Origin of the sequence: Bradyrhizobium sp. 139 (assembly GCF_023074175.1) — a bacterium.
Classification (GTDB): Bacteria; Pseudomonadota; Alphaproteobacteria; order Rhizobiales; family Xanthobacteraceae; genus Bradyrhizobium.
In genome coordinates, this window is record NZ_JADPKS010000023.1 from 114,450 (window position 1) to 138,973 (window position 24,524).

Below are 24,524 nucleotides of genomic sequence, written 5' to 3' on the forward strand. Positions count from 1 at the left end.
TGCAATCAACCTGCCACCGCAACGTGTCCGGCCTGGTACCAGAGCATGATCTCGCGCGGGATATGATGCAGCGAGACGACCTTCTCGACACCGCCATGCGCGATGGCTTCCTTGGGCATGCCGAACACCACGCAGCTCTCCTCGTCCTGCGCGCGTGTCGAGGCGCCAAGCTTGCGCATCTCCAGCATTCCGCGCGCGCCGTCGTCGCCCATACCCGTCATGATCACGCCGAGCGCGTTGGCGCCGGCATGCTGGGCCGCGGAGCGGAACAGCACGTCGACTGAGGGGCGATGCCGCGACACCGGCGGGCCGTCCTTGATCGCGATCTGGTAGCGCAGGCCGATGCGCTGGAGCAGCATGTGACGCGCGCCCGGCGCGATATAGGCGCTGCCCGGCAGCACCGCCTCGCCGTCCTCGGCCTCCTTGACGCGGATCTGGCAGACGCTGTCGAGACGTCTGGCAAAGGCCGCCGTGAACCCCGCCGGCATATGCTGGACGATGAGAATGGGAGGGCAGTGCGGCGGCAGCAGCTCGAGCACGTCGTTGAGCGCTTCGGTTCCCCCCGTCGATGCACCGATGCACACGATGCGCTCCGTGGTCGGCCGGACCTTCCCCTGCACGGGCGGCGGGATGATGGCGTCAGCGGTCAGCTTCTTCTCGATCGTTCGACGCTCCGCCCGCGGGCGCACCCGCGCGCGCGCTGCCGATTTCACCGCCTCCCGCAGCCGCATCGAGCATTCGAGCAGCGCTTGCCGCGTGTCGACCTTCGGCTTCGGCACGATATCGACCGCGCCCGCCTCGAACGCCTCGAACATCACGTTCGAGCCTTCTTCGGTAAGCGAAGAGCAGATGATCACCGGGATCGGACGCTGCGCCATGATCTTGCGCAGGAACGTCATGCCGTCCATGCGCGGCATTTCGATATCGAGAATCATGACGTCGGGGATCTCGTCCTGGAGGCGGCGCGCCGCCGCGAACGGATCGGAAGCCGTCCCCATCACCTCGATATCAGGGTCGTCATTGAGAATCGTTTGCAGGATTTGGCGCACCGACGCCGAATCGTCCACGATCAGCACGCGAACTTTCTCCCTCGGCATCACGTGTGACTCCAATCAGACCTGGAAAATGGTTGGCTGAACTTGCTTCAAACCCGGAACGGAACTGTGAATCATCGATTCCGAATGCCCGACCAGCAAATACCCGCCCGGCCGCAAATGGCTGCAGAGCTGTTGGACGACCTTGCGCTGGGTCGGCTTGTCGAAATAGATCAACACATTGCGGCAGAAGATGAGGTCGACGTCCCGGTCTACCGGATAGGACGCGTCCATGAGATTCATCCGCATGAAATGCGTCATGCGCCTGAGCTCCGGCACCACGCGGACTTCCCCGCGGGAGCGATCCCGCGACGACAGGAAATATCGTTTCGCGAAATGCTCCGGCACCGGCGCAATCACGTCGCGGGTGTAGATCGCGCTCTTGGCAAGGCGCAGTACCGCGGTCGAAATATCGGTCCCGAGGATGCGGTACTGAAACCGCGAGCCGCTCCGCGTCATGTCGTCGAGCACCATGGCGGTGGTGTAGGCTTCCATGCCGGTGGAGCTCGCCGAACTCCAGATCTTCAGGTTCGCTGTCTTGCGTCCATGCGACTTGAGCAAGGACGGGATTGCGACGTCCCGCATGAAGGTGAAGTGCTGGGGCTCGCGGAAGAAGTCGGTCTTGTTGGTCGTCACCACATCGATGAGATGGGTGAGCTCGGTATCGAAATGCTCAGCCTCGAACAGGTTGTCGACATATTCGTTGAGATCGGAGAAGTTCAGCGCGCGCACGCGCTTGTGCAGCCGCCCCTCCAGCATCAACCGCTTGCCCTGCGGCAGCTTGATGCCGACCTGGCCCTCGATCAATTCGGCGATGGTCCGGAAGTGGCGGTCCGACAGATGGACGGCGGTATCCTGCACGGCAGGCATCATGGCTGAATGCCCGGATCCGGGATCGTCGCCGCCTGCACTGAATGTCGGGCCGAACGGGCCATCTTGAATCCTACGCGGTTGCGCTGGTTACTGAAGACGGGGCGGCCCACCGGTGAAGGTGGGCCATTCCCCTAGAAGGCCTTAGCGCTGGAACTCGGCGTCCCGATCGTCCTCGCCGTCGTTCATGTCGAAGGCGAAGCCGCCACCGGCCGCCTTCACGGCACGCGCGGGCTTGGCCTGCGGCTTCTTGGCCGGACGCTCGACCGCCGCCATGGTGGCCGCCTTGGCGCGCAACTGGTTGACCGCCCGGTCGATCGGCGCGGCCGCCTGGCTCCGCCCCTGCTCGATGCGGAAATAGGCGATGGTCGACTGAAGCTGCTCGGCCTGCGATGCGAGTTCTTCCGAGGTTGAGGACACCTGCTCGGATGCGCTGGCGTTCTGCTGGCCGACCTTGTCGAGCTGCTGGATCGCCTGGTTGATCTGGGCCGAACCGACGTCCTGCTCGCGGCAGGCGGCGGTGATCTCCTCGACGAGCTCCGCGGTCTTCTTGATGTCCGGGACGAGCTTGGACAGCATATTGCCGGCTTCCTGCGCGACCTTGACGGTCTCGGTCGACAGCGTGCCGATCTCGGCGGCGGCCGCCTGGCTACGTTCGGCGAGCTTGCGCACTTCGGACGCCACCACCGCAAACCCCTTGCCATGTTCGCCGGCGCGCGCGGCCTCGACCGCCGCGTTGAGCGCGAGAAGGTCGGTCTGGCGCGCGATCTCCTGCACGATCGTGATCTTCTCGGCGATGGTCTGCATCGCGTTCACTGCGCGACCGACTGCGGCGCCGCTGGCTTCGGCATCCTGGGCCGACCGCGCTGCGATCTTCTCGGTCTGATTGGCGTTGTCGGCATTCTGCTTCACGTTCGAGGCCATCTCCTCCATCGAGGAGGACGCTTCCTCGGCGGACGAAGCCTGCTCGGTCGCGCCCTGCGAGAGCTGCTCGGCACTCGCCGAGAGCTCCTGGCTGCCGGCGGAGACGTTCTGCGCAGCCGTGAGCGCCTCGGCGACGATCTGCCGGAGCTTTTCCACCATGCGTTCGAGCGCGAGGCCCAATGTATCCTTGTCCGACAGCGGCTTCGCCTCGACCGTGAGATTGCCCTGTGCGATCTCGCTGGCCACCGCGGCGGTTGCGTTCAGATTCGCCGTCATCGCATTGAGAGCCGAGACAAGGTCGCCGACCTCGTCGTTGCTGGACACCGCAATCTTTTGGCTGAGGTCGCCGACCGCCACCGCCTTGGCGAGATCGACCGCCCGGCCGAGTCCTCGGCTGATGTTGAGGGCGATCCAGGTCGCGGAAGCCACTGCGATCAGGAGAGCACCAACGATCATGCTGATCAACAACGTCTTGGCGAGGGCTGCCTCCCTGGCGCCCTCCTCCACGACGTCCGCCATCTGCTTCTCGTTCAGCTTGACGTACTGTTCGATTGCGGTCAGCGTCTCGTTGAAGACCTTGCGGCCTTCGCCGCTTGCGATAGCCGCCGCCTTCATGTTCCCAGCTTCGAGGGCTAGTCGCGTGACGCTATCGACGGTCTTCGCAAGACGCTCCGACTGCGCATTGATTCCCGCTGCTGCACCGGCCTGGCCCGCCTGCGCCACCGCCGCCTTGACGTCATTTAACCGCTGCATGGCCTCCTTGACGTCCACCTCGATTTCCTGCGTGCTTGTGGCGGAATAGGCCGTCACGATCGCGCGAGACAGACGCGCAATGTCCGCACGCGCGGTCAACATCGCCGTGACCACACGCTGGTTTTCGGATGCGCCCTTGCTCAATTCGGCAACAGCAGCGTCGAACATCAGGTCGAGATCCTTGGCCGCGGCCTGACCCTCGGCCTTCCAGAGCTCGGCAGCCTTGTTATTCGAGTTGAGCAGCGCGAACTTTCCGGCCTGCTCCTCGAACTCGTTCATGCGCTTCATGGGGCCGGAAGCCTGGTCGAGCATGCGTTTTCCGTTGTCGCTCGCCTGCCCATGCAGGTCGTTGTAGAGCTTGAGCGTCTTCTCGCGACGGACCAGCATTGCGTTGTAATTGTCCTGGGTTTCCTTGTCCGACACCGCCTGGATCATCCGGGTCTCGGCGCGTTGCTGGCCCTGGATCGCGTCCATCACATCCGCGGCGAGCTTGGTGCGGGCGGCCTGGCCAATGATCCGCTCCTGCTGCGCGGTCAAGCTGGAGAGACTGTTATAGGCGACACCTCCCGTGATCATTGAGAGAAGAATAACCGCGCCGAATGCCGAGGCCAGCTTAGCTTTTACCGTGAATCTCATTTTAGTCTCGTTGGTTCGAATTGGGGTGCTTACGCTTGACCACGCTTACTCTTGCAAACTCAGTCTCTTGCAAACTCAGGCAGCACGGGATGAATCCGCGGCCGCATCGCGCCCTTGCGGGATCTCGTCATGCGCCATCAGCTTGGCGAGGTCGAAGATGACGACGAATTTCTCGCCCTTGCGGCCGATGCCGGCGGCATAGTCGGACTGCCATTTGCCGCCCACTTCAGGAATCGGCTCGATCGCCTGCTCATCGATATCGGTGACCTCGAACACGCAATCGGCGACGAAGCCGACGCCGACCAGACGGTCCTTCATCGGCACGTCCAGGATGATGATGCGGGTCGCTTCAGTCGCCGTCACGGCCGGCAAGCCGAGCTTGGTCCTCAGGTCGACGATCGGATAGCCGCTGCCGCGCACGTCGATCATGCCGAGCAGGAAGCTCGGCGCATGCGGCAACCGCGAGATCGGCCGCATGTCGAGAATTTCGCGGACGTTGCGGATGCTGATGCCGAACGTCTCGCCGGCGAGCCCGAGCGTCAGATATTGCGAGGTTGCGGCCATGTTAAAGTCCGGGTCAGATTGGTTTACAAGATGCGTCAGCGCTGAAACGCGGCGTCGCGGTCGTCTTCGCCGTCATGCATGTCGAAGGCGAATCCGCCGCCATTGGCGACCTTCATCGCGCGCGCCGGCTTGCGGGCGGGCGCGGGCTTCTTGACGCCGCGGTCCGCTGCCGCCATGTGAGCGGCCTTGGCGCGGAGCTGGGTGACCGCACGGTCGATCGGCGCGGGCGCGGCGCCCTCGCCGCGGCCGGCATGCTCGATGCGGAAGAACGAGATCGTCGACTGAAGCTGCTCGGCCTGCGAGGCGAGCTCCTCGGAGGTCGAGGACACCTGCTCTGAGGCGCTGGCGTTCTGCTGGCCGACCTTGTCGAGCTGCTGGATCGCCTGGTTGATCTGGGCCGAACCGACGTCCTGCTCGCGGCAGGCCGCGGTGATCTCCTGGACCAGCTCGGCGGTCTTCTTGATGTCGGGCACGAGCTTGGACAGCATATCGCCGGCTTCCCGGGCAACCTTCACGGTTTCAGTCGACAGCGTGCCGATATCGGCCGCCGCCGCCTGGCTGCGTTCGGCGAGCTTGCGCACTTCGGAGGCGACCACCGCAAAGCCCTTGCCGTGCTCACCGGCGCGCGCGGCTTCGACCGCGGCGTTGAGGGCAAGCAGGTCGGTCTGGCGCGCGATCTCCTGCACGATCGTGATCTTCTCGGCGATGGTCTGCATCGCATTGACGGCACGCCCCACGGCGACGCCGCTGGATTCGGCGTCCTGCGCCGATCGCGCCGCGATCTTTTCGGTCTGGTTGGCGTTGTCGGCGTTCTGCTTCACGTTCGAAGCCATCTCTTCCATCGAGGACGAGGCCTCCTCGGCGGACGAGGCCTGCTCGGTCGCGCCTTGCGAGAGCTGCTCGGCGCTGGCAGACAGCTCCTGGCTGCCGGCGGAGACGTTGTTTGCCGCGGTGAGGGCTTCCTCGACAACCTGCCGAAGCTTTTCGACCATCATGTTGAGCGATTTGACGAGATCGCCGATCTCGTCATTGCTGGAGACGTCGATCGTCTGGCTGAGGTCGCCGCCCGCCACCGCGCCGGCAAGGCCGACCGCACGGCTAAGGCCACGGGCAATGCTGATCGAAATCCAGATCGCGGCGATCAGGCCGATGACAAGCGATGCCAGCACAGCCGAGACCAGCAGGAGGTGGGCGCGGTTGCCGTCTTCATGCGCCTGGGCCGACTGGTCGGCCATGTTCTTCTTGACGTTGGTGACATAGGCATTGGCGGCTTCCATCGCCTCGCCGACCGCCTTGCGAACGTCGGTCATCGAGCGCTCGGCGGCCTTCGCCTTGTCGCTCCGCGCGGTCTTGAGCGCATCATCCTGAACCGCGTTCATCCGCGCATAGGCGACGCCGAAATTTTCGATGAGCTTCTTACCCTCGGGAGAGGCCAACGCCTGGATCTCTTCCTTCAGCTTCGAAAGCGACTCGCGCTGCTTGGCGATCTCGGCAAGGAAGCGTTCGGCCTCACTTTCGGACGCAAGAATGAGGTTTTTCTCGGCGCGGACCTGGAGCAGGATTCCCTTCTCGATTTCCGCCGCGCGGTCCATCCGGCCGGCGCGTGAGACCAGGCTGTCCGCGGTGTCGATCATCTCGCTCAGCTTCACGTAAGCGACGCCACCCGCCGCCATCGAGAGCAACAGGACCACACCGAACGCACTGGCAAGTTTTGCCCTGACGGTAAATCTCATTTCCAGCCCCTACCCTGATCTCGCCCCGAGACCTGATCTCAATTCAGAATGCGTTCCATGTTTGGAACGATGACGAACTCTTCACGCCACTTGGCGATGAAGCGAATGAACTCCGGTTTCCAATGCATGCCGACGCGCGGCGTCTGCTGCACGTCGGTCTGCGATATCTCCGTGACCTCGTAAACCTTGTCGGCGGTGACGCCGACCAGGACCGGCTCGCCGTCGAGCGCGAGCTCGATGACAACGATGCGCGTGTCGGCCGAGTTCTCGGGCTGCGGCATGCCGAAGCGGATGCGCAGATCCGCGAGCGGAATGACGTTGCCGCGCACGTTGATGACGCTGGGAACGAAGGAACGCGCGCCTGCGACCCTGGTCACCGGCACGGGATCGATGATCTCGCGCACGAGGCCGGCGTCGAGCGCGAACTTCTCCTCGCCGAGACCGATCATCACGACCTGCATCGCGCCCGTCTGACGTTCGCCCGTCTGCACCTCGTTCATCACGCCGCCTCGCTGATGTGCTGTTTCTCGACCTTCGACTGCGCGAGTGTAACGAGCTGCGCGACGTCGAGGATCAACGCCGCCGTGCCGTCGCCCAGAATCGCCGCGCCGGAGAAGATCGTGACGTCGGAATGCAGCTTGGAGAGCGACTTGATCACGGTCTGGTGGTTGCCGATAATCTGGTCGGCGACGAGGCCAACGCGGGTCTCGCCGGTCGAGATGATGATCGTCTTCTGGTGCCGGTCGGGCGAACCCGACGCGGACATGATCTCGCGCAACCGCAGGAACGGAACGAGGTTGCCGCGAACGTTGAGGAAGTTGCGGCCGCGGGAGCGCTCGTCCTCGGCCGTCAGCTCGACGCATTCCTCCACCGCCGACAACGGAATGATGTAGCGGCCTTCGCCGACACGGATCAAAAGCCCCTCGATGATCGCGAGTGTCAGCGGCAGGCGCAGCGTCACCGTGGTGCCCTGGCCCGGCCGGGTCGACAGGTCGATCGTGCCGCGCATGTTTTCGATGGTGCGCTTGACCACATCCATGCCGACGCCGCGGCCCGACAGCGCCGAGATGGTCTGCGCGGTCGAGAAGCCCGGGTGAAACAGGAACTGGTGGATCTCGTGATCAGTCAGCACCGCGCCAGAGGCGATCAGCCCCTGCTCTTCCGCTTTCGCGCGGATGCGCGCGGTGTTGAGGCCGCCGCCATTGTCCTTCACGGTGACGAGCACCTGCGCACCGGAATGCACGGCCGCGAGCTCGATCCGGCCCTGCTCGGTCTTGCCGTTCGCAGAGCGCGTTGCGGTGTCTTCGATACCGTGATCGATGGCGTTGCGGATCAGATGCACCAGCGGATCGGCCAGGCACTCGATCATGGTCTTGTCGAGCTCGGTGTCCTCGCCCGTCGTGACGAATTCGACCGGCTTCGCCAGATCGCGCGACAAATCGTGCACCAGGCGGCGGAAGCGGCCGAACAGCGAGCCGATCGGTACCATGCGCGCGCCCATCGTGGTATCGCGCAAGGAAGAGGCGAGGCGCTCGATTTCCTCGGCGATCATCTTGATCGAGAGATCCGAGCCGGACGAGGCGAGCTGCGTCAGCCGCGCTTGAGCGATAACAAGCTCGCCGACCCGGTCCATCAACTCGTCGAGACGCTCGGCCTGGACACGGACGGTGGCGATGCCGCGCTCGTCGCGCTTGCCCTCGGGCTTCGGTTCCGGCTTTGACACGGGCTTCAGCTCAGGCTTTGCTTCAGACTTGGACTGCGCCTTTGCGAGGGGCTGCTTGGTGACGGGCGCAGCAACAGCCTCGACCATCGGCGCAATCATCTCAATCACCGGGGCCGGCTCCTCGTCGAGGAGCTGGAACAGCGGCACCGGCGCGGGCGCCTCGACATGCTCCAGCGGCGAGAGCGTCAGCTTCATCTCGTCCTGGACGAACATGAAGACGTCGTCGATCGCCTCCTTGTCGCAGGCCGCATGCAGCTTGACGTCCCACTTCAGATAGCAGTCTTCCGGCTCCATCTCGTCGAGGAACGGGATGCCGTCGGTAACAGGCACGACGAAACACGGGCCGAGCTTGCAAAGGTCTTCCAGCAGATCGAGCGGGTTCGAGCCGTTGCGCAGGACGTGCGATTCGAATTCCAGATACAGATGCCAGCCGACCTGCTTGCTCTCGCTGGAGGCCAGCGGCGGCGCTTCGGCCATTTCGGCGACAGGAGCGACAGGCTGATCGGGAAGGACAAAGCGCTTGAGGTCGTCGAGAATGGCCTCGCCGATGACGTCGTCGGTCGACTGCGGATCCTCGATCAGCGCGCGGATATAGTCCTTGGCGGCGAGCGCGACCGAGATCAGCTCCTGCGTCGGCTTGATCTCGCCCTTGCGGACGCGGTCGAACGCGGTCTCGAATTCATGGGTGAAGCAGGCGACCTTGTCGAAGCCGAACATGGCGCCCGAGCCCTTGATCGTATGCAGGGCGCGGAAGGCGGAATCGACGAGTTCGCGGTCGTCTGGACGCTGGCCGAGATCGAGCAGGGCCCCTTCCAGGACTTCGAACAGCTCGCTGGCTTCCTGGCGAAAGACCTCGGTCGGGTCCATCGCGCTCATGCGCGCACCAGCTTGCCGACGACGGCGAGCAGCTGCTCGGGCTTGAAGGGTTTGGTAATCCAGCCGGTGGCGCCGGCGCTCTTGGCTTCCTGTTTCACCGTATCGTTGGATTCGGTGGTCAGGAACACGATGGGCATGCCGACCGCGCTCGGCAGCTTGCGCAGCGCGCGGATCAGCTCCAGCCCGTTCATGACGGGCATATTAAGGTCGGTGATGACGAGGTCGAGCTTGCCGGCCTGCGCCTTGGCGAGCCCCTGCGCGCCGTCGCCAGCCTCGATCACGCTGTGACCGGCAGGCTCGAGCACAACCTTGATCATCTGCCGAATGCTGGGGGAATCGTCGACGGTCAGAATCGTGGCCATCAGGCGCCATCTTTCTTTTGCAGGAAATGCTGATCGATCATCGCCTCGCTGGCGAAGCCGGCGCGATGAAGCGTGTTACGCAGAGACTGGGAGAATGATGTGAGCACCACTGGGCGGCCCTGGGCCTCGCCTGTCTTGGCGGTCGACAGCAGAAGCTGGATTGAGGTCACGTCGGCCTTGTCGACGCTCGAACAATCGATCTCGAGCCGGTCCTGCCGGCCGAAAGCTTCGCGGATCAGATCATAGACGCTCCGGATCGCAGCGATGCTGCAATCCGCAGGCAGCCGTAGGGACCACTTCGGCTCAGTGACATCAGACGACATTCGTCCCCCAAATTTCATCGGGATTCGCTGCGCGCATGGCGCGAATCCCGCACGACGACTATTCGCAACGGAGAGTATGCAAACCCCTAATGGGCTCCCCCGTACAACTACGGGTCACAAACCGAAGAACTTCGCGTCTGCATGCATGAGTGCATAGCCCGCCCAAATCGCATGCGTTGCGCGCAGTCTTGGGCAGTTCGCCGCGGCATGAACGTTTGCTCCGCGTTAAATCACGCGGGCTATTTCTTGAGGTCATGCCTCGCCATCCGAACGAGCCCGGCCGATGTTGACCCAAGCGCTTCTGATTGACGACAGCCGCTCTGTCCTCAATTTCCTGAAACGTCATATCGAATCCGAAGGCCTGGTCGAGGCCACCACCTTCCTCGATCCCATCGAGGCGATGGCCTGCGCGCGCGAACGCGTCTTCGATCTCGTGCTGGTCGACTACGAGATGCCACGTATGGACGGCATCAGCTTCATCCGCGCCTTCCGCGCCCTGCCCGGCCGCGCCGACATCCCGATCGCGATGATCACTTCGCGACAGACCGATGACGTCAAGATGGAAGCGCTGCAGGCTGGTGCAACCGATTTCTTACCGAAACAGCCGCAGAGCGTCGAAATGACGATCCGCCTGCGTAACCTGGTGCACCTGGGTGCAGCCGTGCGCAAGCAGAACGACCGCGCCGCGGATCTGGCGAGCGCGGTCGCCGCCGCGACCCAGAAGCTCGGCGAGCGTGAGGAGGAGATCATTCTGCGGCTCGCGCTCGCGGTCGAATACCGCGACAACGACACCGGCGAACACACGCTGCGGGTCGCCCGCTACAGCCGCATCATCGCCGAGCAGCTCGGCCTGCCACCCCGGCTCTGCCGGGACATCTATCTGGCCGCGCCCCTGCACGACGTCGGCAAGGTCGCCATCCCCGACAATATCCTGCTCAAGCCCGGCAAGCTGACCGACGCGGAGATGGCGGTGATCCGGACGCATGCGACGATAGGCGAAAGGATCCTTGCCGACTCCAGCTGCGAGCTGATCCAGCTCGGTGCGCAAATTGCCGCAGGCCATCACGAGCGCTGGGACGGCGCAGGCTATCCGAACGGCCTCAGGGCGGACGACATCCCGGTCGCCGCGCGGGTGGTCGCTGTCGCCGACGTCTTCGACGCCCTGACGACGCGGCGGCCATATAAAGAGCCGATGGCGCTGGACGTGGCGCGCAACTATCTGGTCGAGAACCAGGGCCGGCAGTTCGACCCGGCCTGCGTCGAGGCCTTCCTGTCGCGCTGGGACGAGGTCGTGGAGATCGCCGCCGGCCAGCAGGCGACGCCGTATCAGAAGACCGAAGCCGCTCTCGCTGCTGTTATAGAGTGTGCGGCTGAGAGCCGCGCGGTCGAGGACCGGTTGCCCGAGGCCGTCCCGGCCGCTTGACATTATCCGTGTGGGCAACAGCTTGCCGCGGCTCTGTTTTCTCCGGTCGCCGGTTTGAACCTGTTGCTGATAGAGTGCACCAATATCAAAGAGTGATTCCGGTCACACTTGCCTGGGCATCCTGCTGCTAAGCATCGGACCAGGATGAGGACCGGCAAAGCATCGGTCGAATTGGATGAGAATACCCATGAGAAGCCTGATCGGCGCCGCTTTCGGCGCGTTCTATCTTGCGGCCCCCGCTTTTGCGGAGACCCCGGCCGCGATCGTCGAGGATGTGCAGGGCAAGGTCGACGGCATCGCGTTCATGGACTACGTGGCGCCCGGCAAGATCATCAAGCTCGGGCCGAAGGCGAGCATCACGCTCAGCTATCTCAAATCCTGCCTGCGCGAGACCATCAGCGAAGGCGTCGTCCTGGTCGGCACCGAGCAGAGCACGGTGCAGCTCGGCCAAGTACAGCGGGAAAAAGTGCCCTGCGATACCAACGCGGCTCGGCTATCCGAGCGCGAGGCGAACCAGAGCGCCGCAACCACCTTCCGCACTATGCGATCGGACTCGAAGGTTGCGCCGACCAAGCTGCCGACGATCTACGGCGTCGCGCCGCTGGTTCAGGCCAAAAGCGGCAGCACCCTGATCATCGAGCGCACCGACGGCAAGGAGCCCACGATCAACATCCCGCTCAAGAGCGACATCATGGTCGGCGGCAAATTCTATGACTTCGCCAAAGTTGGGAAGTCGCTGACCCCCGGTGGCAGCTATCTCGCCATTCTCGGCGCCAAGCGCTACGCCTTCCAGGTCGATGCCAGCGCCACCTCGTCGCCGACGCCGATTGTCGGCCGCCTGCTGCGGCTCGAATAGGCGGTCAGCGGCGGCGCGATGCGGCGGATCGGCAGGCGGGATATCGTTGCGGCGATCCTGATCGCGCTCGTTGCGGGCGCAGTCTTCACGTCTCCGCCGCTTCAGACGCTGCAAGGTCTCTCGCTCGACATCCTCACGGCGACCCGCGGCAAGCTCGCCCGTGACCGCCGCGATCCCGCGACATCGCCGGTCGTCGTGGTGGCGATCGACGGGGAGACCTACGACACCCCGCCGTTCAAGGGATCGCCGACGCTGACCTGGACGCGCGAAGTCGGGCGCGTACTGGGAAGCGTGATAGACGGCGGTGCAAAGGTCATCGGCTTCGACGTCATTTTTCAGAGCTCGATCGAACAATCGGAGATTCCCTTCGGCGACGCGCCGCTCGGCACGCGCATGAAGGGATTTGACCGGGATTACCTGATCGCCCTGCGGCAGATCTCCGACAGCGGCAAGCTGGTGCTTGGCGAGAGCCTGAGCAACCAGCATCCGGACGTTCCCTACCGTGCGCAACAACTGGCGGTGAAAAACAACATCCGCGCCCTCAACGTCCATACCGACGCCGATGACGTGATCCGTCGGCTGCCGCTGAGCTTTTCGATCGAGGGCAAGCCGGTCGCCGCGATGGCGGTCGAGCTCGCCGCGCGCACGCTCGGTGCAAAGCCTGAGACCGGACCGTCCGGTGTGACGAAGTTATCCGGCTACGCGATCCCGGCTGCGGTGCCGAACACGCTGACGCTCAATTTTCGTGGGCTGGGCCGAGACGTCCCGACGTATTCGTTCGCGGACCTGCACGCCTGCGTCGAGAAGGGCGACCGCGATTTCTTCCGCCGCGCCTTCGACGGCAAGATCGTCCTGCTCGGCACCATCCTCAATTCGGAGGACCGCAAGCTGACCTCGATGCGCCTATCCGGTGGCTATGATGGAACACCGGCCGCACGATGTACCCTGCCCGCCCCGGCAAACACCGCGCAAAAGGCCCGCAGCGACATCGCCGGCGTCTTGGTGCATGCCACCGCGGTCCGAAATCTGATGGAGCGCGATGCCGTGACCGAACTCGGCCTTCCCGCGCGCTCCATTCTCACGATCGCGTTCGCAGCGATGATCGCCGTTGCGGCCTGCATGCTTGCACCGAGCGGCGCGCTGATTGCCTGGTTCGGCCTCACCGCCGCTTACGCCGCCGTGGCAATCGGCGCATTCGTCTACGCCTTTGCGCTGCCGTTGACCGAGCCTGCGCTCGCGAGCCTTGCCGCACTCGCGATGATGATCGGCTATCGCTTCGTGCTGGCCGACCGCGACGAGCGTTTTCTGCGCAAGAGCTTTGCCTTCTATCTCGCCCCCGAAGTCATCGACACCATGGTTGCCTCCGGCAAGATGCCGGCGCTCGGCGGCGAGATGCGCAATGTCACCATGTTCTTCTCCGACCTCAGCGGCTTCTCCTCGATCGCGGAGACGATGACACCGGGCGAACTGGTGACCTTGATGAACGAATATCTCTCCGCCATGACCGACATCATCGAGGGCCATGGCGGCTATGTCGACAAATATATCGGCGATTCCATCGTCGCGATGTTCGGCGCGCCGGCCGACGATCCCGCGCACGCGCGCAACGCCGTTCACGCCGCGCTGAAATGTTACGAGAAGCTCGCGGAATTGAACGCCAGCAATCCCGCCTTCGCAGGCCACGGCCTGTCGCACCGCATCGGGCTCAACAGCGGCGAAGCCGTGGTCGGCAATATCGGCTCGCGCCGCCGTTTCAACTATACCGTGATGAGCGACACCGTGAATGTCGCTTCGCGGCTTGAGGGTGCCAACAAATATTACGGCACCGCGATCATGGCCTCCGAGACGACGATGGCGCAGACCGGCGACAGTTTCGCCTGGCGTGAGCTCGATGCGATCAAGGTGCTCGGCCGCGGCGAGACAATCAAGGTGTTCGAGCCGCTGGCGGACAAGGGCGCGGAGAGCGCCGGGCAGACCAAGGTGGCCACGGCGTATGCGGAGGGGCTCGCCTGCTGGCGCGCGCGAGATTTTGCCAAGGCGGCTGACGCGTTCGAGAGTGTGGCGAAGGCTGATCCAGCCTCGGCGTCGTTCGCGAAACGCGCCAAGGCCCTCCTCGCAAATCCCCCACCGCCGGATTGGACACCGGTCAATACACTCGAAGGAAAGTAGCGGCAAAACCAAGCGCGCGATGCTGGCGAGCATGCCGAGCCTGCTTGCTTCCGGCGTGATGCGCGGCTTTGCACATGTGCGGATTCCGCTGGCCCCGCGCAGGCGAACGCTGGCCGAGCTGCCGATGTTCATGGTCTGGCACCAGCGCTACCAGAAGGATCAGGCCCATCGCTGGATCAGGAGCCAGCTCGATACCGTGGCGGCGATGGCCGAGGCCTGAGCGATCGGCCCCAGCCCCGCCAAAACCTGATCCCCGCCAAACCCACTGGTTGCGCCGCCGCAGCCACGCTAGAATTCCCCCATGACCGTGACCGATATTGCGAGCAGGACCTACAATCACAGCTGGCGGCTGGATCCCATCATCCGCAGCCTGCTCGATACCGATTTCTACAAGCTGTTGATGTTGCAAATGATTCGAGAATCTTACCCGAATCAGCAGGTGACCTTCTCAGTCATCAACCGCTCGCGTCATGTGCGGCTCGCCGAGATCATCGACGAGGGCGAGCTGCGCGCCCAGCTCGACCACGCCCGCACCATCCGCTTCACCAAAAAGGAGCTGATCTGGCTTGCCGGTAACACCTTCTACGGCAAGACCCACATGTTCTCGGCGGACTTCATCCGCTGGCTGGCCGAATTCCGCCTGCCCGAATACGAGTTGCGCAAGGTCGAGGGCCAGTACGAGCTGCATTTCCACGGTCCCTGGACCCACACCACGATGTGGGAAATTCCGGCGCTGGCCATCCTCAACGAACTGCGCTCGCGCGCGGCCATGAAGGGCCGCGGCCGCTTCGAGCTCGACGTGCTCTACGCGCGCGCCAAGGCCAAGCTGTGGACCAAGGTCGAGCGGCTGCGCCAGCTGGAGAATTTGAGGCTCTCCGACTTCGGCACGCGCCGCCGCCACGGATTCCTGTGGCAGCGCTGGTGCGTGGAGGCGGTGAAGGAGGGCCTCGGCCCGTCCTTCATCGGCACCTCCAACGTGCTGCTGGCGATGGACAATGATCTTGAGGCCATCGGCACCAACGCGCATGAGCTGCCGATGGTCGCGGCGGCGCTCGCCCGGGATGACCAGGAATTGCGCTGGGCGCCTTATCGCATTCTCGACCAGTGGCGCCAGACCTATGGCGGCAACCTCTTGATTGCACTGCCCGACGCCTTCGGTACGAAAGCCTTCCTGCGCGATGCGCCGGAATGGGTCGCCGACTGGACCGGCTTCCGCCCCGACAGCGCGCCGCCGATTCAAGCCGGTGAAGAGATCATGAAATGGTGGGAGTCGAAGGGCCGCAATCCCAAGGACAAGCTGCTCGTGTTCTCCGACGCGATGGATGTCGGCTCGATCGAGGAGACCTATCACCACTTCACCGGCCGCGTCCGGCTCTCGTTCGGGTGGGGCACCAACCTCACCAATGATTTTGTCGGCTGCACACCGGACGGCTCGTTCAATCTCGATCCGATCTCGCTGGTCTGCAAGGTGTCGTCGGTCGACGGACATCCGGCCGTCAAGCTCTCCGACAATCCGGAGAAGGCGACCGGCCTGCCCTCGGAGATCGAGCGCTATTTGCGCGTGTTCGGCGACGCCGGCCGGGTGCGCAAGCCGGTACTGGTCTAGACCGATATCTCCCCATCACGTGAATTGCGCACAAAGACTCGAGCCATCGGCTCGGGGACAAGCGCATGTCACCAATCCGCAGCATTTTCATCAATGTGCCCGCACGCGCTTCACAGCCTTTCAGCATCGGCGTTGCCTGCATTGCAGGCGGCAGGACCACGCTGGAGCATGCGATGCGGCGTGCGGACGCGCCTACTATCGCGCCAAGGAAAAGGGACGCAACCGGGTTCAGGTCGACAGCGCGGGAGCGGGCATCGTCGCTGTTGCGGCCCGGCCGCGCGAAGCCGCGCGCGCCTGACGCTGCTCGCCCCTGTCACCGCAGAGGCGGAATCCCGAGACCGGCCAGATGTGCGTCGAGGAATTGTTCGACCTGCTGGCGCAGCATCTGCGGCGGCACGGCGATCATGCGCTCTTCGAGGCCGAGCGAGATGATCCCGTGCACGGCGGAAAACAGGGTGCGCGACAGAAGAGCGACCTGCACGTCGTCGGCTTCCGGTAGCAGCCGCACCAGAGGTGCATGCATCAGCGCGAAGGCATCCATCACCATCTGAAGGATGTCGTCGGGATAGGGACGGTCGTCCTCCATCCGATGCTCGAACAGCGAGCGCAGCAGGTTTGCGTGCTCGGCAAAGAATTCGAGATAAGCCTCAGCCAACCCGTAGAGCTGGCGAACCGAATTTTCGGCCGGAACCTTGCCAAGTCGTCCCGTCAGCGCCTGAACCGTCTCCCGATTGACGGTGAGGATCACCCCGTCAAAGTCGCCGAACTCGTTATAGACGCTGCCGACCGAGCAACCGGCGGCCTCCGCGACCTCCCGAACCTTCAATGATCTCAATCCCTTACTTGAAATAATGCCGCGCGCGATCTCCAGTATCTGAAGCCGCCGGCGGCTTTTTTTCTGGTCTCGCAGCGATTCTTCTTGAACATTGTTCATTTTCAAGCTACTCAATTGAACATTGTTCAATTTAGCCCGGAGACCTGCAAAATGCAAACCCTCGCTGCTGATATCGCCTCCACCTTCGTCGATGACGCCTCGGCTCTCATGGCCGGATTTGGCCGCGCCCTCCTGCGGTTCGCGATGGCACCGATCGACCGCATTGCAAACGCCTGCGACATTGCCGGCGTGCTCACCGAGCGCCGCGCGACCTTCCGGATGTGGCGGGCGAGCCGCGCCCGTGCCCGTGACGAGGGCCGTCGGTTCAGCCTGCTCGGCCGCCTCTCGCCCTTTCGCCACCTTGCCCATCTCACCTGAGGCGCACGCAGCTGGCACGTTCTGGTCGGCTCGAATGCAAGAGCGGGCTGCAACGCAGGACTCACCATGTCCGACATTCGCAGCGGATTGCGCGGCCTGCGGCGATGCGGTTCAGCTTTTCCTTATCGCCCGGCGCGATATCCCGATAGGCGCGGCCCCTCCCGACCGAACCTCGCCGCGACCAGAAATTTGCGAACCTAACGAGACCATTTGGAGACCAACAGGATCGGAAGGATCGAGGGACAGAGCAGGCCGACGAGCTTCGCCCTGCAATCGATCGTCCGATACCCTTCCGATCGTGACGCCTCACCGGCAACGTAACAACCTCAGGCTGCCTTTCCAAAACAGGACTTGTCATGATCAGGGAATTGATGTCGTCACGCCGCTTCGCGCCGCTGTTCTGGGCGCAATTCTTCTCGGCGCTCAATGACAACGTGCTCAAGAACGCACTCGTCATCATCCTGCTTTACAGTGCCGCGACCGGTCACGGCGACGCGCTGGTGACGGTCGCGGGCGCCGTCTTCATCTTCCCCTATTTCATCCTGTCGGGGCTCGGCGGCCAGCTCGCGGACAAATACGTCAAATCCGCCGTCGCGCGGCGGCTCAAATTCGCCGAGATCTTTGCGGCAGGCTTTGCCGCCGCCGGCTTCCTCCTGCACTCGGTGCCGCTCTTGTTCGCAGCGCTCGCGCTGTTCGGCATCATCGCCGCGCTGTTCGGCCCCGTGAAATACTCCATGCTGCCGGACCAGCTCGAACTCGGAGAACTCGCGACCGGCAACGCGCTGGTCGAAGGCGCGACCTTCATGGCCATCCTGCTCGGCACTGTCGCCGGCGGCCAGTTCGTGGCCGGCTCCGCGCATATGGGCTGGGTCGCATCGGCCGCGGTCGTGCTGGCCCTGCTGTCCTGGGCCTTCGCCTCCCGGATTCCCGCCACCACGCCTTCGGCACCCGATCTATCCGTCAACGCCAATCCCTGGACCTCGACGCTCGGCCTCTTGAAAACGCTCTACGCGGACAAGCGGCTGTGGGACGGCACCGTGATCGTCTCGTGGTTCTGGCTGGTGGGCGCCATCGTGCTGTCGCTGCTGCCGGCGCTGGTCAAGGACGTCGTCGGTGGCACCGAAGGCGTGGTGACGCTGTGTCTGGCGACCTTCGCAATCGGCATTGCCATCGGCTCGCTGTTTGCCGCCAGCCTGAGCCACGTTCGCCCGAACCTCGCGCTGGTGCCGATCGGCGCCATCATGATGGGATTTGCCGGCATCGACCTCGCCTGGGCCATCGGCGTGACCGCCAAGGGTCAGGACATAGCCGCGGCCGACTTCGCGACGTCGATTTCCGGCTTGCGCATGCTGATCGACTTCGTCGTCTTCGCATTCGGCGGCGGCTTGTTCGTCGTTCCGTCCTTCGCCGCCGTCCAGGCTTGGTCGGCGCCGTCCGAGCGTGCCCGCATCATTGCCGCCGGCAACGTGCTGCAAGCCGCCTTCATGGTGGTCGGCTCGCTGTTCGTCGCGCTGTTGCAGGCGGGCGGACTGCACGTCGGCTGGATCTTCTTCGGCCTCGGCGTCGCCAGCTTCGGCGCGGTCTGGTTCGTGCTGACGAAATGGGGCAAGGAAGGCGTGCGCGACTTCGGCGGACTGTTGTTCCGCGCACTGTTCCGCACCGAAATTCGCGGGCTCGAAAACCTGCCGCCTCCCGGCACGCGCATGCTGATCGCGCCCAACCATGTCAGCCTGATCGACGGCCCGCTGCTGCACGCCGTGCTGCCGATCGACGCGAGCTTCGCCGTCGATACCGGCATCTCCAAGGCCTGGTGGGCCAAGCCGTTCCTGCGCGTGGTCAAGCACTACACCATGGACCCGACCAAGCCGCTGGCCGCGCGCGACCTGATCAAGCTCGTCGCCGCCGGCGAACCGGTCGTGATCTTCCCGGAGGGACGCATCACTGTTTCCGGCTCGCTGATGAAGGTCTATGACGGCACCGCCATGATTGCGGACAAGGCCGACGCAGTCGTCGTGCCGGTACGGATCGAGGGCGCGCAACGCTCACATCTCAGCTATCTCAACAGCAGCCAGATCAAGCGCTCGTGGTTTCCGCGGGTGACGGTCACCATCCTGCCGCCGGTCAAGCTTCCGGTCGATCCGTCGCTGAAGAGCAAGGCGCGCCGCAATGCCGCCGGCAACGCGCTCCAGGACGTGATGATCGATGCCATGGTGAAGAACGCCATGCTCGATCACACCCTGTTCGAAGCGCTCGGACACGCCTATCGCGACCGCGACACCGGCAAGGTCATCGTCGAGGACGCGCTCGGCACCAAGCTGACCTATCGCAAGCTGATCCTCGGCGCGCAGGTCTTGAGCCGGAAGCTCGAGACCGGCACCATTGTCGGCGAAAATGTCGGCGTGCTGCTGCCGAACTCCGCAGGCGTCGCCGTCGTCTTCATGGCGCTGCAAAACATCGGCCGGGTGCCGGCGATGCTCAATTTCTCGGCCGGCCCGGTCAACGTGCTTGCCGCGATGAAGGCCGCGCAGGTCAAGACCGTGCTGACGTCGAAGGCTTTCATCGAGAAGGGCAAGCTCGACAAGCTGATGGCCGCGATCTCCGCGGAGGCACGAATCGTCTACCTCGAAGACGTCCGCGCCTCGATCGGCACGGCCGACAAGATCAAGGGCCTGCTTGCCGGCACCGCGCCACGCGTCGCTCGCCAAGCCAACGATCCCGCCGTCGTGCTGTTCACGTCGGGCTCGGAAGGCACGCCCAAGGGTGTCGTGCTGTCCCATCGCAATATCCTCGCCAACGCGGCGCAGGCGCTGGCGCGGGTCGATGCCAACGCCAACGACAAGGTGTTCAACGTGCTGCCGGTGTTCCACTCCTTCGGGCTGACCGGCGGAATGATGATGCCGCTGCTCGTGGGCATTCCGATCTACATGTACCCCTCGCCGCTGCACTATCGGATCGTGCCCGAGCTGATCTACCAGACCGGCGCCACGATCCTGTTCGGAACCGACACTTTCCTCACCGGCTACGCACGCTCGGCGCATGCCTACGATTTCCGCACGCTGCGCCTGGTGATCGCCGGCGCCGAGGCGGTGAAGGATCGCACCCGGCAGGTGTTCATGGAGCGTTACGGCATCCGCATCCTGGAAGGCTACGGCGTCACCGAGACCGCGCCCGTGCTGGCGATGAACACGCCGATGGCCAACCGTCCCGGCACGGTCGGCCGCCTGTCGCCGCTGATGGAAAGCCGGCTCGATCCGGTCCCCGGCATCGAGGAAGGTGGACGCCTCTCGGTGCGCGGACCGAACGTGATGCTCGGCTACCTCAGGGCCGAAAATCCCGGCGTGCTCGAACCGCTCACCGAGGGCTGGCACGACACCGGCGACATCGTGGCGATCGACCCGGCCGGCTTCATCACCATCAAGGGCCGCGCCAAGCGCTTTGCCAAGATCGCAGGCGAAATGGTCTCGCTGTCGGCAGTCGAAAACATCGCGACGACGCTGTGGCCGCAGGCCGCATCGGTTGCCGTGTCGATCCCGGACCCGCGCAAGGGCGAGCGCATCGTGCTGCTGACGACGGAGAAGAACGCCGAGCGCAGCGCGATGCAGGGTCAGGCCAAGGCGATCGGCGCGTCCGAGCTGACCGTTCCGGCGGCGATCATGGTGGTCGGCAAGATGCCGCTGCTCGGCACCGGCAAGACCGACTACGTCACCGCAACGACGATGGCCCGCGAGCAGGCTTCCGCGCCGGAGCGCGAAGTGGCGTAAGACAGATGCGCGAGGTGCCCTTGACAGGCGACGCGCAATGTCCGGGAGTGGTTCTGCTGCACGGCATCGCGCGCACCTCGGCGTCCCTGACCAGGTTCATCGTGAAGACGTCCCATACCGGACTTCCGCGCACGCTGTCGCGATCGAACAGACGATCGCGTTCCTGCACGACGGCCGCTTCCGCACCTGCCCTGGTCACTTGAGCAGGAGATAGCGGACTGGGTTGTCGTCGCACTGACCCGCGCCACATTCCAGCACGGTGGACAGCAGATTCGCGGCAACCAGCAACGCGAAGATCGTGAAGGCCGCGTTCGAGGCAAGCCCGTTCGTGGGGACGTGCCCGGCGCCGTTGCGCTCGCCCGCCAGATCCTTCAGGACAAAGACAACAGCGACATAGCATATGACGCCGACCGCCGCGATGAGTGCCCAGGTGTAGAAATGCAGGCCGAACAGCGTCGACCCGTATCCGGGATCACCAGGCGTGAGATGCAGCGATACCTGCCGGATCGAGATGAAGCCGGTGACAAGGCTGGCCACGAGGATCATCGCGTAGTGCGACGCCCGCTCACCGATGCGCAGGTTGAACAGGAACCCCATACCGATTGCAATGAACCCGGCCCTTTGCAGCAGGCAAAGCGGGCAAGGCAACTCGCCGAGCGCAAGCTGATAATAGAATGCGACAGCCAGAACCAACGAGATCCCGAGCAACCCAAGCATGTTCAGGATCGCGCCGGCCGATCGTTGTCTGCTCATCTCCGTAATGCTCATCCCGGCGCCGTCAGAAAGAGAAGTTCAGCGGATCGGTCGCGTGGTGAAAGAACCATGCGACGGTGATGACGATTGTTGCGCTCCAGAGCACATAGCCCAATCCCGCATACGAACGCCCGACGCAGGCGCAGCCTGCGAGCGCCAGCAAAAAGGGCAGAAACATGTACATCGGGACGGGACTCCTCGAGCGATTCGCGCTCTGCGCGAGCAGGCGCAAGACATACGTCAGCCCTGCACGCCCCTCAAGAGCCGGCCCCGCTGCGCCGCTCCTGCGCATAGCGCACCAGCGCCGCGAAGCGATAGATGCCGTGCACGAACTTGCCATAGGGCATGGTGATGAACAGCGCGAACACTGCCCCCAGATGCAGTGCCAGCAGCGGCCCCATGGCCGCGGTCTCGCGCAGGACAAGCAGCGCTATGCCGGTTAAGCCGGTCAGAAACAGCATGGCGATGAAGCCGACGTCCATGCCGTAGCGGTTCTCGTCGAGCAGCGCCGGATCACGGCGCATCTTCGCGACGAAGAGCCCGATCGGACCGACGATGAGGCCGATGCCGCCGAACGTGCCGAGCACGACAGGAAGGTCCCACCAGGGATACGGCGCCTCGCGGGACAGCAGATAATGATACAGCGTGGCGACCGAGGTTGCGGCAAAGCACAGCAGGAAGCCATAAAAGGTCAGGTGATGAAAAAACTTGCGCCGGTCGGTCGGCTTGTCGTCCACGTTGTAGCAGCCGACGCCGCCGCCGTGGAGATAGCGCAGTTCGCCGGCATCGCGGATCGCCTGGAAGATCGAGCCGCCATCGGCCCGGCCGCCGATCGGCGTGCCGATATCGCGCCAGAACGCGCGCACGCTCATGACCAGCGCCAGGATAGCATAGAGAAAAGCGGCGCTGAACAGCGCAGCCATCGCATTGTGCGGCATCAGCTTGTAGAACGCGCCCGGCCCGGTATGGACACCGAACAGCACGCTGCGGTCATTCAAGGCCGCGAAGCCGAGGATGAAGGCGGCCATGCTGAGCGCGGCGACGATGCTGATGACGAGGCCGTTGCGCGCGAAGGCGCCGGACAGCGCCTGCGGCCAGGCATAGGCCGCATAGGATTCGGCACGCGCAACCGCGAGCGTCTTGGGGACATTGACGTTGAACTCGTGCGGCGGCGAGAACTGGCAATCGACATAACAGGCGCCGCAGGAATGGCAGAGATTGGCGAGATAATTGAGGTCGCCGTCGGAGAAGGCGCGGCGCATCTCCATGGCCGGAAAGACCGCGCACAGCCCTTCGCAGTAGCGGCAGGAATTGCAGACCGTCATCAGACGGTCGGCTTCGTCCAAAATCCTAGTTCCGTGCATGTTTCGCCGCTTCCCGTCCTGCGATCCGCCCGAACACGCTGCCGATGGTCATGCCCATACCGGCGGCATAACCCTTGCCGAGCACGTTGCCGGCCATGATCTCGCCCGCCGCGAACATGTTGGCCGACGGCTTGCCGTCAGCCATCAGCATGCGCGCCTCCTTGTTCACGCGCGTGCCGAGATAGGTGAAGGTGATGCCGGGCCGCACCGGGTAGGCGAGATAAGGCGGCGTCTCGATCCGCCTTGCCCAGTGCGTCTTGGGCGGCGTGATGCCTTCAGTCACACAGTCGTCCAGGATAGTATGGTCGAAGGTGCCGGGCCGCACTGCCGCGTTGAACTCGGTGATCGTATTCTCCAGCGCGGCGGGATCGAGCTCTAGCTTGCCGGCGAGCTCGGCGACCGTCTGCCCCCCGATCGGCGGGAACAGCGTCGGCATAAAGCTGGTAACGACAGTGGAATCGAAGATGATGTAGGCGATCTGGTCGGGCTGCGCTGCGACCAACCGGCCCCAGATCGCATAGCGCTTCGGCCAGATGTCCTCGCCCTCGTCGTAGAAGCGCTGCGCGTGCTTGTTGACGACGATGCCGAACACGACGGAATCGTGGCGGGTGATGATGCCGCCGTCGAATTTCGGCGCGCGAGCATCGATCGCGACCGCATGACACTGGGTGGGATCGCCGACCTCCTGCACGCCCTGGTCCAGCAGCATCTTCAGGATCGAGCCGCGATTATAGGGCGTGCCGCGGATCAGGAAATTGTCGGCGGCCTCGCCCCAATATTGCTTCAGCCATTCGATGTTGGCTTCGAACCCGCCGGCCGCGGCGACCAGCGACGTCGCGCGGATCTCGGTCTTGCCCTTGATCGGCCGTTTCAGGCGCGCGGCGAGAAACATGCCGTCCTCGATCACGAGGTCGGTGACTTCGGCGTCGTATTCGACGTCGACGCCGAGTCGCTCGGCGGTGAGATAGAGCGCGTTCAGCATCGCGCGGCCGCCGCCGAGAAAGAAGGAGTTGGTGCGGCCAAGGCTCAGCGTGCCGCCGAGCGAGGGCTGCCAACGCACGCCCTGCTCCACGATCCAGTTCAGGATGTCCTTGGATTCCCGAATCATGTGGCGCGCGAGCACCTCGTCGGTCTGCCCGCCGGTGACGCGCAGCAGATCCTCCCAGAACTCGTCCTCAGTGTAGGGACCGGTCAGGATTTCCGTTGCCGCGTCATGGGCGCAGCGCATGTTGCGGGTGTGGCGGGTGTTGCCGCCGCGATAGAATTTCGGCGCGCCCTCCAGCACGAGCACCGAGGCACCGCCGTGGCGCGCCGAGATCGCCGCGCACAGCGCCGCGTTGCCGCCGCCGATCACCAGCACGTCGTATTTGCTGCTCATCCATCTGCCCGATGCGACGAAGTTAAAGACATTCTGCTCGCCGGCAGCCCGATCAAGCCAAGCCGCCATTGCGTACTTTTGTATACAAAGATATACATCGGCGG

20 protein-coding genes and 1 pseudogene are annotated in these 24,524 nt (G+C 64.1%); 7 read left to right on the forward strand and 14 right to left on the reverse strand.

Annotated features, from left to right (window positions below; genetic code table 11):
* Positions 1 to 5: 5 nt before the first annotated feature.
* The 9 genes from IVA80_RS06095 to IVA80_RS06135 all read right to left on the reverse strand — a co-directional run bounded on the left by IVA80_RS06095 (position 6) and on the right by IVA80_RS06135 (position 9,858).
* A complete protein-coding gene (locus IVA80_RS06095; protein ID WP_247426640.1) occupies positions 6 to 1,097 on the reverse strand; it encodes a chemotaxis response regulator protein-glutamate methylesterase in 1,092 nt (363 codons plus the stop codon).
* Between the two features lie 15 nt (positions 1,098 to 1,112).
* Positions 1,113 to 1,967 carry a CheR family methyltransferase gene (locus IVA80_RS06100; protein ID WP_247426643.1) on the reverse strand — a complete coding sequence of 285 codons (855 nt, stop codon included), beginning with the start codon at positions 1,965 to 1,967 and terminating at the stop codon, positions 1,113 to 1,115.
* Between the two features lie 141 nt (positions 1,968 to 2,108).
* Positions 2,109 to 4,277 (reverse strand): methyl-accepting chemotaxis protein, encoded by a 2,169-nt coding sequence (locus tag IVA80_RS06105; protein WP_247426647.1) that lies wholly within the window; start codon positions 4,275 to 4,277, stop codon positions 2,109 to 2,111.
* A 75-nt stretch (positions 4,278 to 4,352) separates the two neighbouring features.
* Positions 4,353 to 4,841 carry a chemotaxis protein CheW gene (locus IVA80_RS06110; protein WP_247426650.1) on the reverse strand — a complete coding sequence of 163 codons (489 nt, stop codon included), beginning with the start codon at positions 4,839 to 4,841 and terminating at the stop codon, positions 4,353 to 4,355.
* 35 nt (positions 4,842 to 4,876) lie between these two features.
* On the reverse strand, positions 4,877 to 6,574 hold the full coding sequence (locus IVA80_RS06115) for a methyl-accepting chemotaxis protein (RefSeq protein ID WP_247426653.1): 1,698 nt from the start codon (positions 6,572 to 6,574) through the stop codon (positions 4,877 to 4,879).
* Between the two features lie 38 nt (positions 6,575 to 6,612).
* Positions 6,613 to 7,074: a chemotaxis protein CheW gene (locus IVA80_RS06120; RefSeq protein ID WP_247426656.1), complete on the reverse strand. Its 462-nt coding sequence runs from the start codon at positions 7,072 to 7,074 to the stop codon at positions 6,613 to 6,615.
* Positions 7,074 to 9,173 (reverse strand): chemotaxis protein CheA, encoded by a 2,100-nt coding sequence (locus tag IVA80_RS06125; RefSeq protein ID WP_247426659.1) that lies wholly within the window; start codon positions 9,171 to 9,173, stop codon positions 7,074 to 7,076. Before IVA80_RS06125 ends, IVA80_RS06120 begins: the two co-directional genes overlap by 1 nt.
* Entirely contained in the window at positions 9,170 to 9,535 is a 366-nt protein-coding gene (locus tag IVA80_RS06130; protein ID WP_018317043.1) for a response regulator, read from the reverse strand. The genes IVA80_RS06125 and IVA80_RS06130 overlap by 4 nt, the downstream gene beginning before the upstream one ends.
* Positions 9,535 to 9,858: an STAS domain-containing protein gene (locus IVA80_RS06135; RefSeq protein ID WP_247426662.1), complete on the reverse strand. Its 324-nt coding sequence runs from the start codon at positions 9,856 to 9,858 to the stop codon at positions 9,535 to 9,537. Before IVA80_RS06135 ends, IVA80_RS06130 begins: the two co-directional genes overlap by 1 nt.
* A gap of 283 nt (positions 9,859 to 10,141) precedes the next feature.
* Between IVA80_RS06135 and IVA80_RS06140 the strand changes: the two genes are divergently transcribed.
* From IVA80_RS06140 to pncB, 5 genes and pseudogenes are all read left to right on the forward strand, one after another.
* Positions 10,142 to 11,281: an HD domain-containing phosphohydrolase gene (locus IVA80_RS06140; RefSeq protein ID WP_247426666.1), complete on the forward strand. Its 1,140-nt coding sequence runs from the start codon at positions 10,142 to 10,144 to the stop codon at positions 11,279 to 11,281.
* 187 nt (positions 11,282 to 11,468) lie between these two features.
* A complete protein-coding gene (locus tag IVA80_RS06145; RefSeq protein ID WP_247426669.1) occupies positions 11,469 to 12,137 on the forward strand; it encodes a hypothetical protein in 669 nt (222 codons plus the stop codon).
* Positions 12,138 to 12,155: 18 nt separating this feature from the next.
* Positions 12,156 to 14,306 carry an adenylate/guanylate cyclase domain-containing protein gene (locus IVA80_RS06150; RefSeq protein WP_247426672.1) on the forward strand — a complete coding sequence of 717 codons (2,151 nt, stop codon included), beginning with the start codon at positions 12,156 to 12,158 and terminating at the stop codon, positions 14,304 to 14,306.
* 19 nt (positions 14,307 to 14,325) lie between these two features.
* Positions 14,326 to 14,526: pseudogene (locus IVA80_RS06155) on the forward strand (LysR family transcriptional regulator); the annotation flags it as partial.
* A gap of 81 nt (positions 14,527 to 14,607) precedes the next feature.
* Positions 14,608 to 15,912, forward strand: a complete 1,305-nt coding sequence (gene pncB, locus IVA80_RS06160; RefSeq protein WP_247426675.1) for a nicotinate phosphoribosyltransferase — start codon at positions 14,608 to 14,610, stop codon at positions 15,910 to 15,912.
* Positions 15,913 to 16,225: 313 nt separating this feature from the next.
* Here the strand turns inward: pncB and IVA80_RS06165 are convergent, their stop codons facing one another.
* Positions 16,226 to 16,846, reverse strand: a complete 621-nt coding sequence (locus IVA80_RS06165) for a TetR/AcrR family transcriptional regulator (protein WP_247426821.1) — start codon at positions 16,844 to 16,846, stop codon at positions 16,226 to 16,228.
* A gap of 51 nt (positions 16,847 to 16,897) precedes the next feature.
* On the opposite strand from IVA80_RS06165, the gene IVA80_RS38555 reads away from it, so the two are divergent.
* A complete protein-coding gene (locus tag IVA80_RS38555; RefSeq protein ID WP_346347971.1) occupies positions 16,898 to 17,164 on the forward strand; it encodes a hypothetical protein in 267 nt (88 codons plus the stop codon).
* 356 nt (positions 17,165 to 17,520) lie between these two features.
* A complete protein-coding gene (locus tag IVA80_RS06170) occupies positions 17,521 to 20,925 on the forward strand; it encodes an acyl-[ACP]--phospholipid O-acyltransferase (RefSeq protein WP_247426678.1) in 3,405 nt (1,134 codons plus the stop codon).
* Between the two features lie 195 nt (positions 20,926 to 21,120).
* Here the strand turns inward: IVA80_RS06170 and IVA80_RS06175 are convergent, their stop codons facing one another.
* The 4 genes from IVA80_RS06175 to tcuA all read right to left on the reverse strand — a co-directional run bounded on the left by IVA80_RS06175 (position 21,121) and on the right by tcuA (position 24,420).
* A complete protein-coding gene (locus tag IVA80_RS06175; RefSeq protein ID WP_247426681.1) occupies positions 21,121 to 21,693 on the reverse strand; it encodes a disulfide bond formation protein B in 573 nt (190 codons plus the stop codon).
* 10 nt (positions 21,694 to 21,703) lie between these two features.
* Positions 21,704 to 21,862 (reverse strand): DUF5993 family protein, encoded by a 159-nt coding sequence (locus IVA80_RS06180; RefSeq protein WP_247426684.1) that lies wholly within the window; start codon positions 21,860 to 21,862, stop codon positions 21,704 to 21,706.
* A gap of 73 nt (positions 21,863 to 21,935) precedes the next feature.
* The gene (gene tcuB / locus IVA80_RS06185) at positions 21,936 to 23,042 is read right to left on the reverse strand and encodes a tricarballylate utilization 4Fe-4S protein TcuB (protein ID WP_247426687.1); all 1,107 of its coding nucleotides are present in this window, start codon (positions 23,040 to 23,042) and stop codon (positions 21,936 to 21,938) included.
* Complete coding sequence (gene tcuA, locus IVA80_RS06190) at positions 23,029 to 24,420, reverse strand: FAD-dependent tricarballylate dehydrogenase TcuA (RefSeq protein WP_247426690.1); 1,392 nt, start codon at positions 24,418 to 24,420, stop codon at positions 23,029 to 23,031. Before tcuA ends, tcuB begins: the two co-directional genes overlap by 14 nt.
* Positions 24,421 to 24,524: the final 104 nt, after the last annotated feature.

Bases quoted from the DNA above. Each gene is read 5' to 3' on its own strand.
- IVA80_RS06100 (WP_247426643.1), bottom strand. From the start codon at position 1,967: ATGATGCCTGCCGTGCAGGATACCGCCGTCCATCTGTCGGACCGCCAC.
- pncB (WP_247426675.1), top strand. From the start codon at position 14,608: ATGACCGTGACCGATATTGCGAGCAGGACCTACAATCACAGCTGGCGG.
- IVA80_RS06175 (WP_247426681.1), bottom strand. From the start codon at position 21,693: ATGAGCATTACGGAGATGAGCAGACAACGATCGGCCGGCGCGATCCTG.
- IVA80_RS06130 (WP_018317043.1), bottom strand. From the start codon at position 9,535: ATGGCCACGATTCTGACCGTCGACGATTCCCCCAGCATTCGGCAGATG.
- IVA80_RS38555 (WP_346347971.1), top strand. From the start codon at position 16,898: ATGCAAACCCTCGCTGCTGATATCGCCTCCACCTTCGTCGATGACGCC.
- IVA80_RS06125 (WP_247426659.1), bottom strand. From the start codon at position 9,173: ATGAGCGCGATGGACCCGACCGAGGTCTTTCGCCAGGAAGCCAGCGAG.
- IVA80_RS06140 (WP_247426666.1), top strand. From the start codon at position 10,142: ATGTTGACCCAAGCGCTTCTGATTGACGACAGCCGCTCTGTCCTCAAT.
- IVA80_RS06165 (WP_247426821.1), bottom strand. From the start codon at position 16,846: ATGAACAATGTTCAAGAAGAATCGCTGCGAGACCAGAAAAAAAGCCGC.
- IVA80_RS06120 (WP_247426656.1), bottom strand. From the start codon at position 7,074: ATGAACGAGGTGCAGACGGGCGAACGTCAGACGGGCGCGATGCAGGTC.
- IVA80_RS06150 (WP_247426672.1), top strand. From the start codon at position 12,156: ATGCGGCGGATCGGCAGGCGGGATATCGTTGCGGCGATCCTGATCGCG.
- IVA80_RS06105 (WP_247426647.1), bottom strand. From the start codon at position 4,277: ATGAGATTCACGGTAAAAGCTAAGCTGGCCTCGGCATTCGGCGCGGTT.
- IVA80_RS06115 (WP_247426653.1), bottom strand. From the start codon at position 6,574: ATGAGATTTACCGTCAGGGCAAAACTTGCCAGTGCGTTCGGTGTGGTC.
- IVA80_RS06145 (WP_247426669.1), top strand. From the start codon at position 11,469: ATGAGAAGCCTGATCGGCGCCGCTTTCGGCGCGTTCTATCTTGCGGCC.
- IVA80_RS06135 (WP_247426662.1), bottom strand. From the start codon at position 9,858: ATGTCGTCTGATGTCACTGAGCCGAAGTGGTCCCTACGGCTGCCTGCG.
- tcuA (WP_247426690.1), bottom strand. From the start codon at position 24,420: ATGAGCAGCAAATACGACGTGCTGGTGATCGGCGGCGGCAACGCGGCG.
- tcuB (WP_247426687.1), bottom strand. From the start codon at position 23,042: ATGCACGGAACTAGGATTTTGGACGAAGCCGACCGTCTGATGACGGTC.
- IVA80_RS06170 (WP_247426678.1), top strand. From the start codon at position 17,521: ATGATCAGGGAATTGATGTCGTCACGCCGCTTCGCGCCGCTGTTCTGG.
- IVA80_RS06110 (WP_247426650.1), bottom strand. From the start codon at position 4,841: ATGGCCGCAACCTCGCAATATCTGACGCTCGGGCTCGCCGGCGAGACG.
- IVA80_RS06095 (WP_247426640.1), bottom strand. From the start codon at position 1,097: ATGCCGAGGGAGAAAGTTCGCGTGCTGATCGTGGACGATTCGGCGTCG.
- IVA80_RS06180 (WP_247426684.1), bottom strand. From the start codon at position 21,862: ATGTACATGTTTCTGCCCTTTTTGCTGGCGCTCGCAGGCTGCGCCTGC.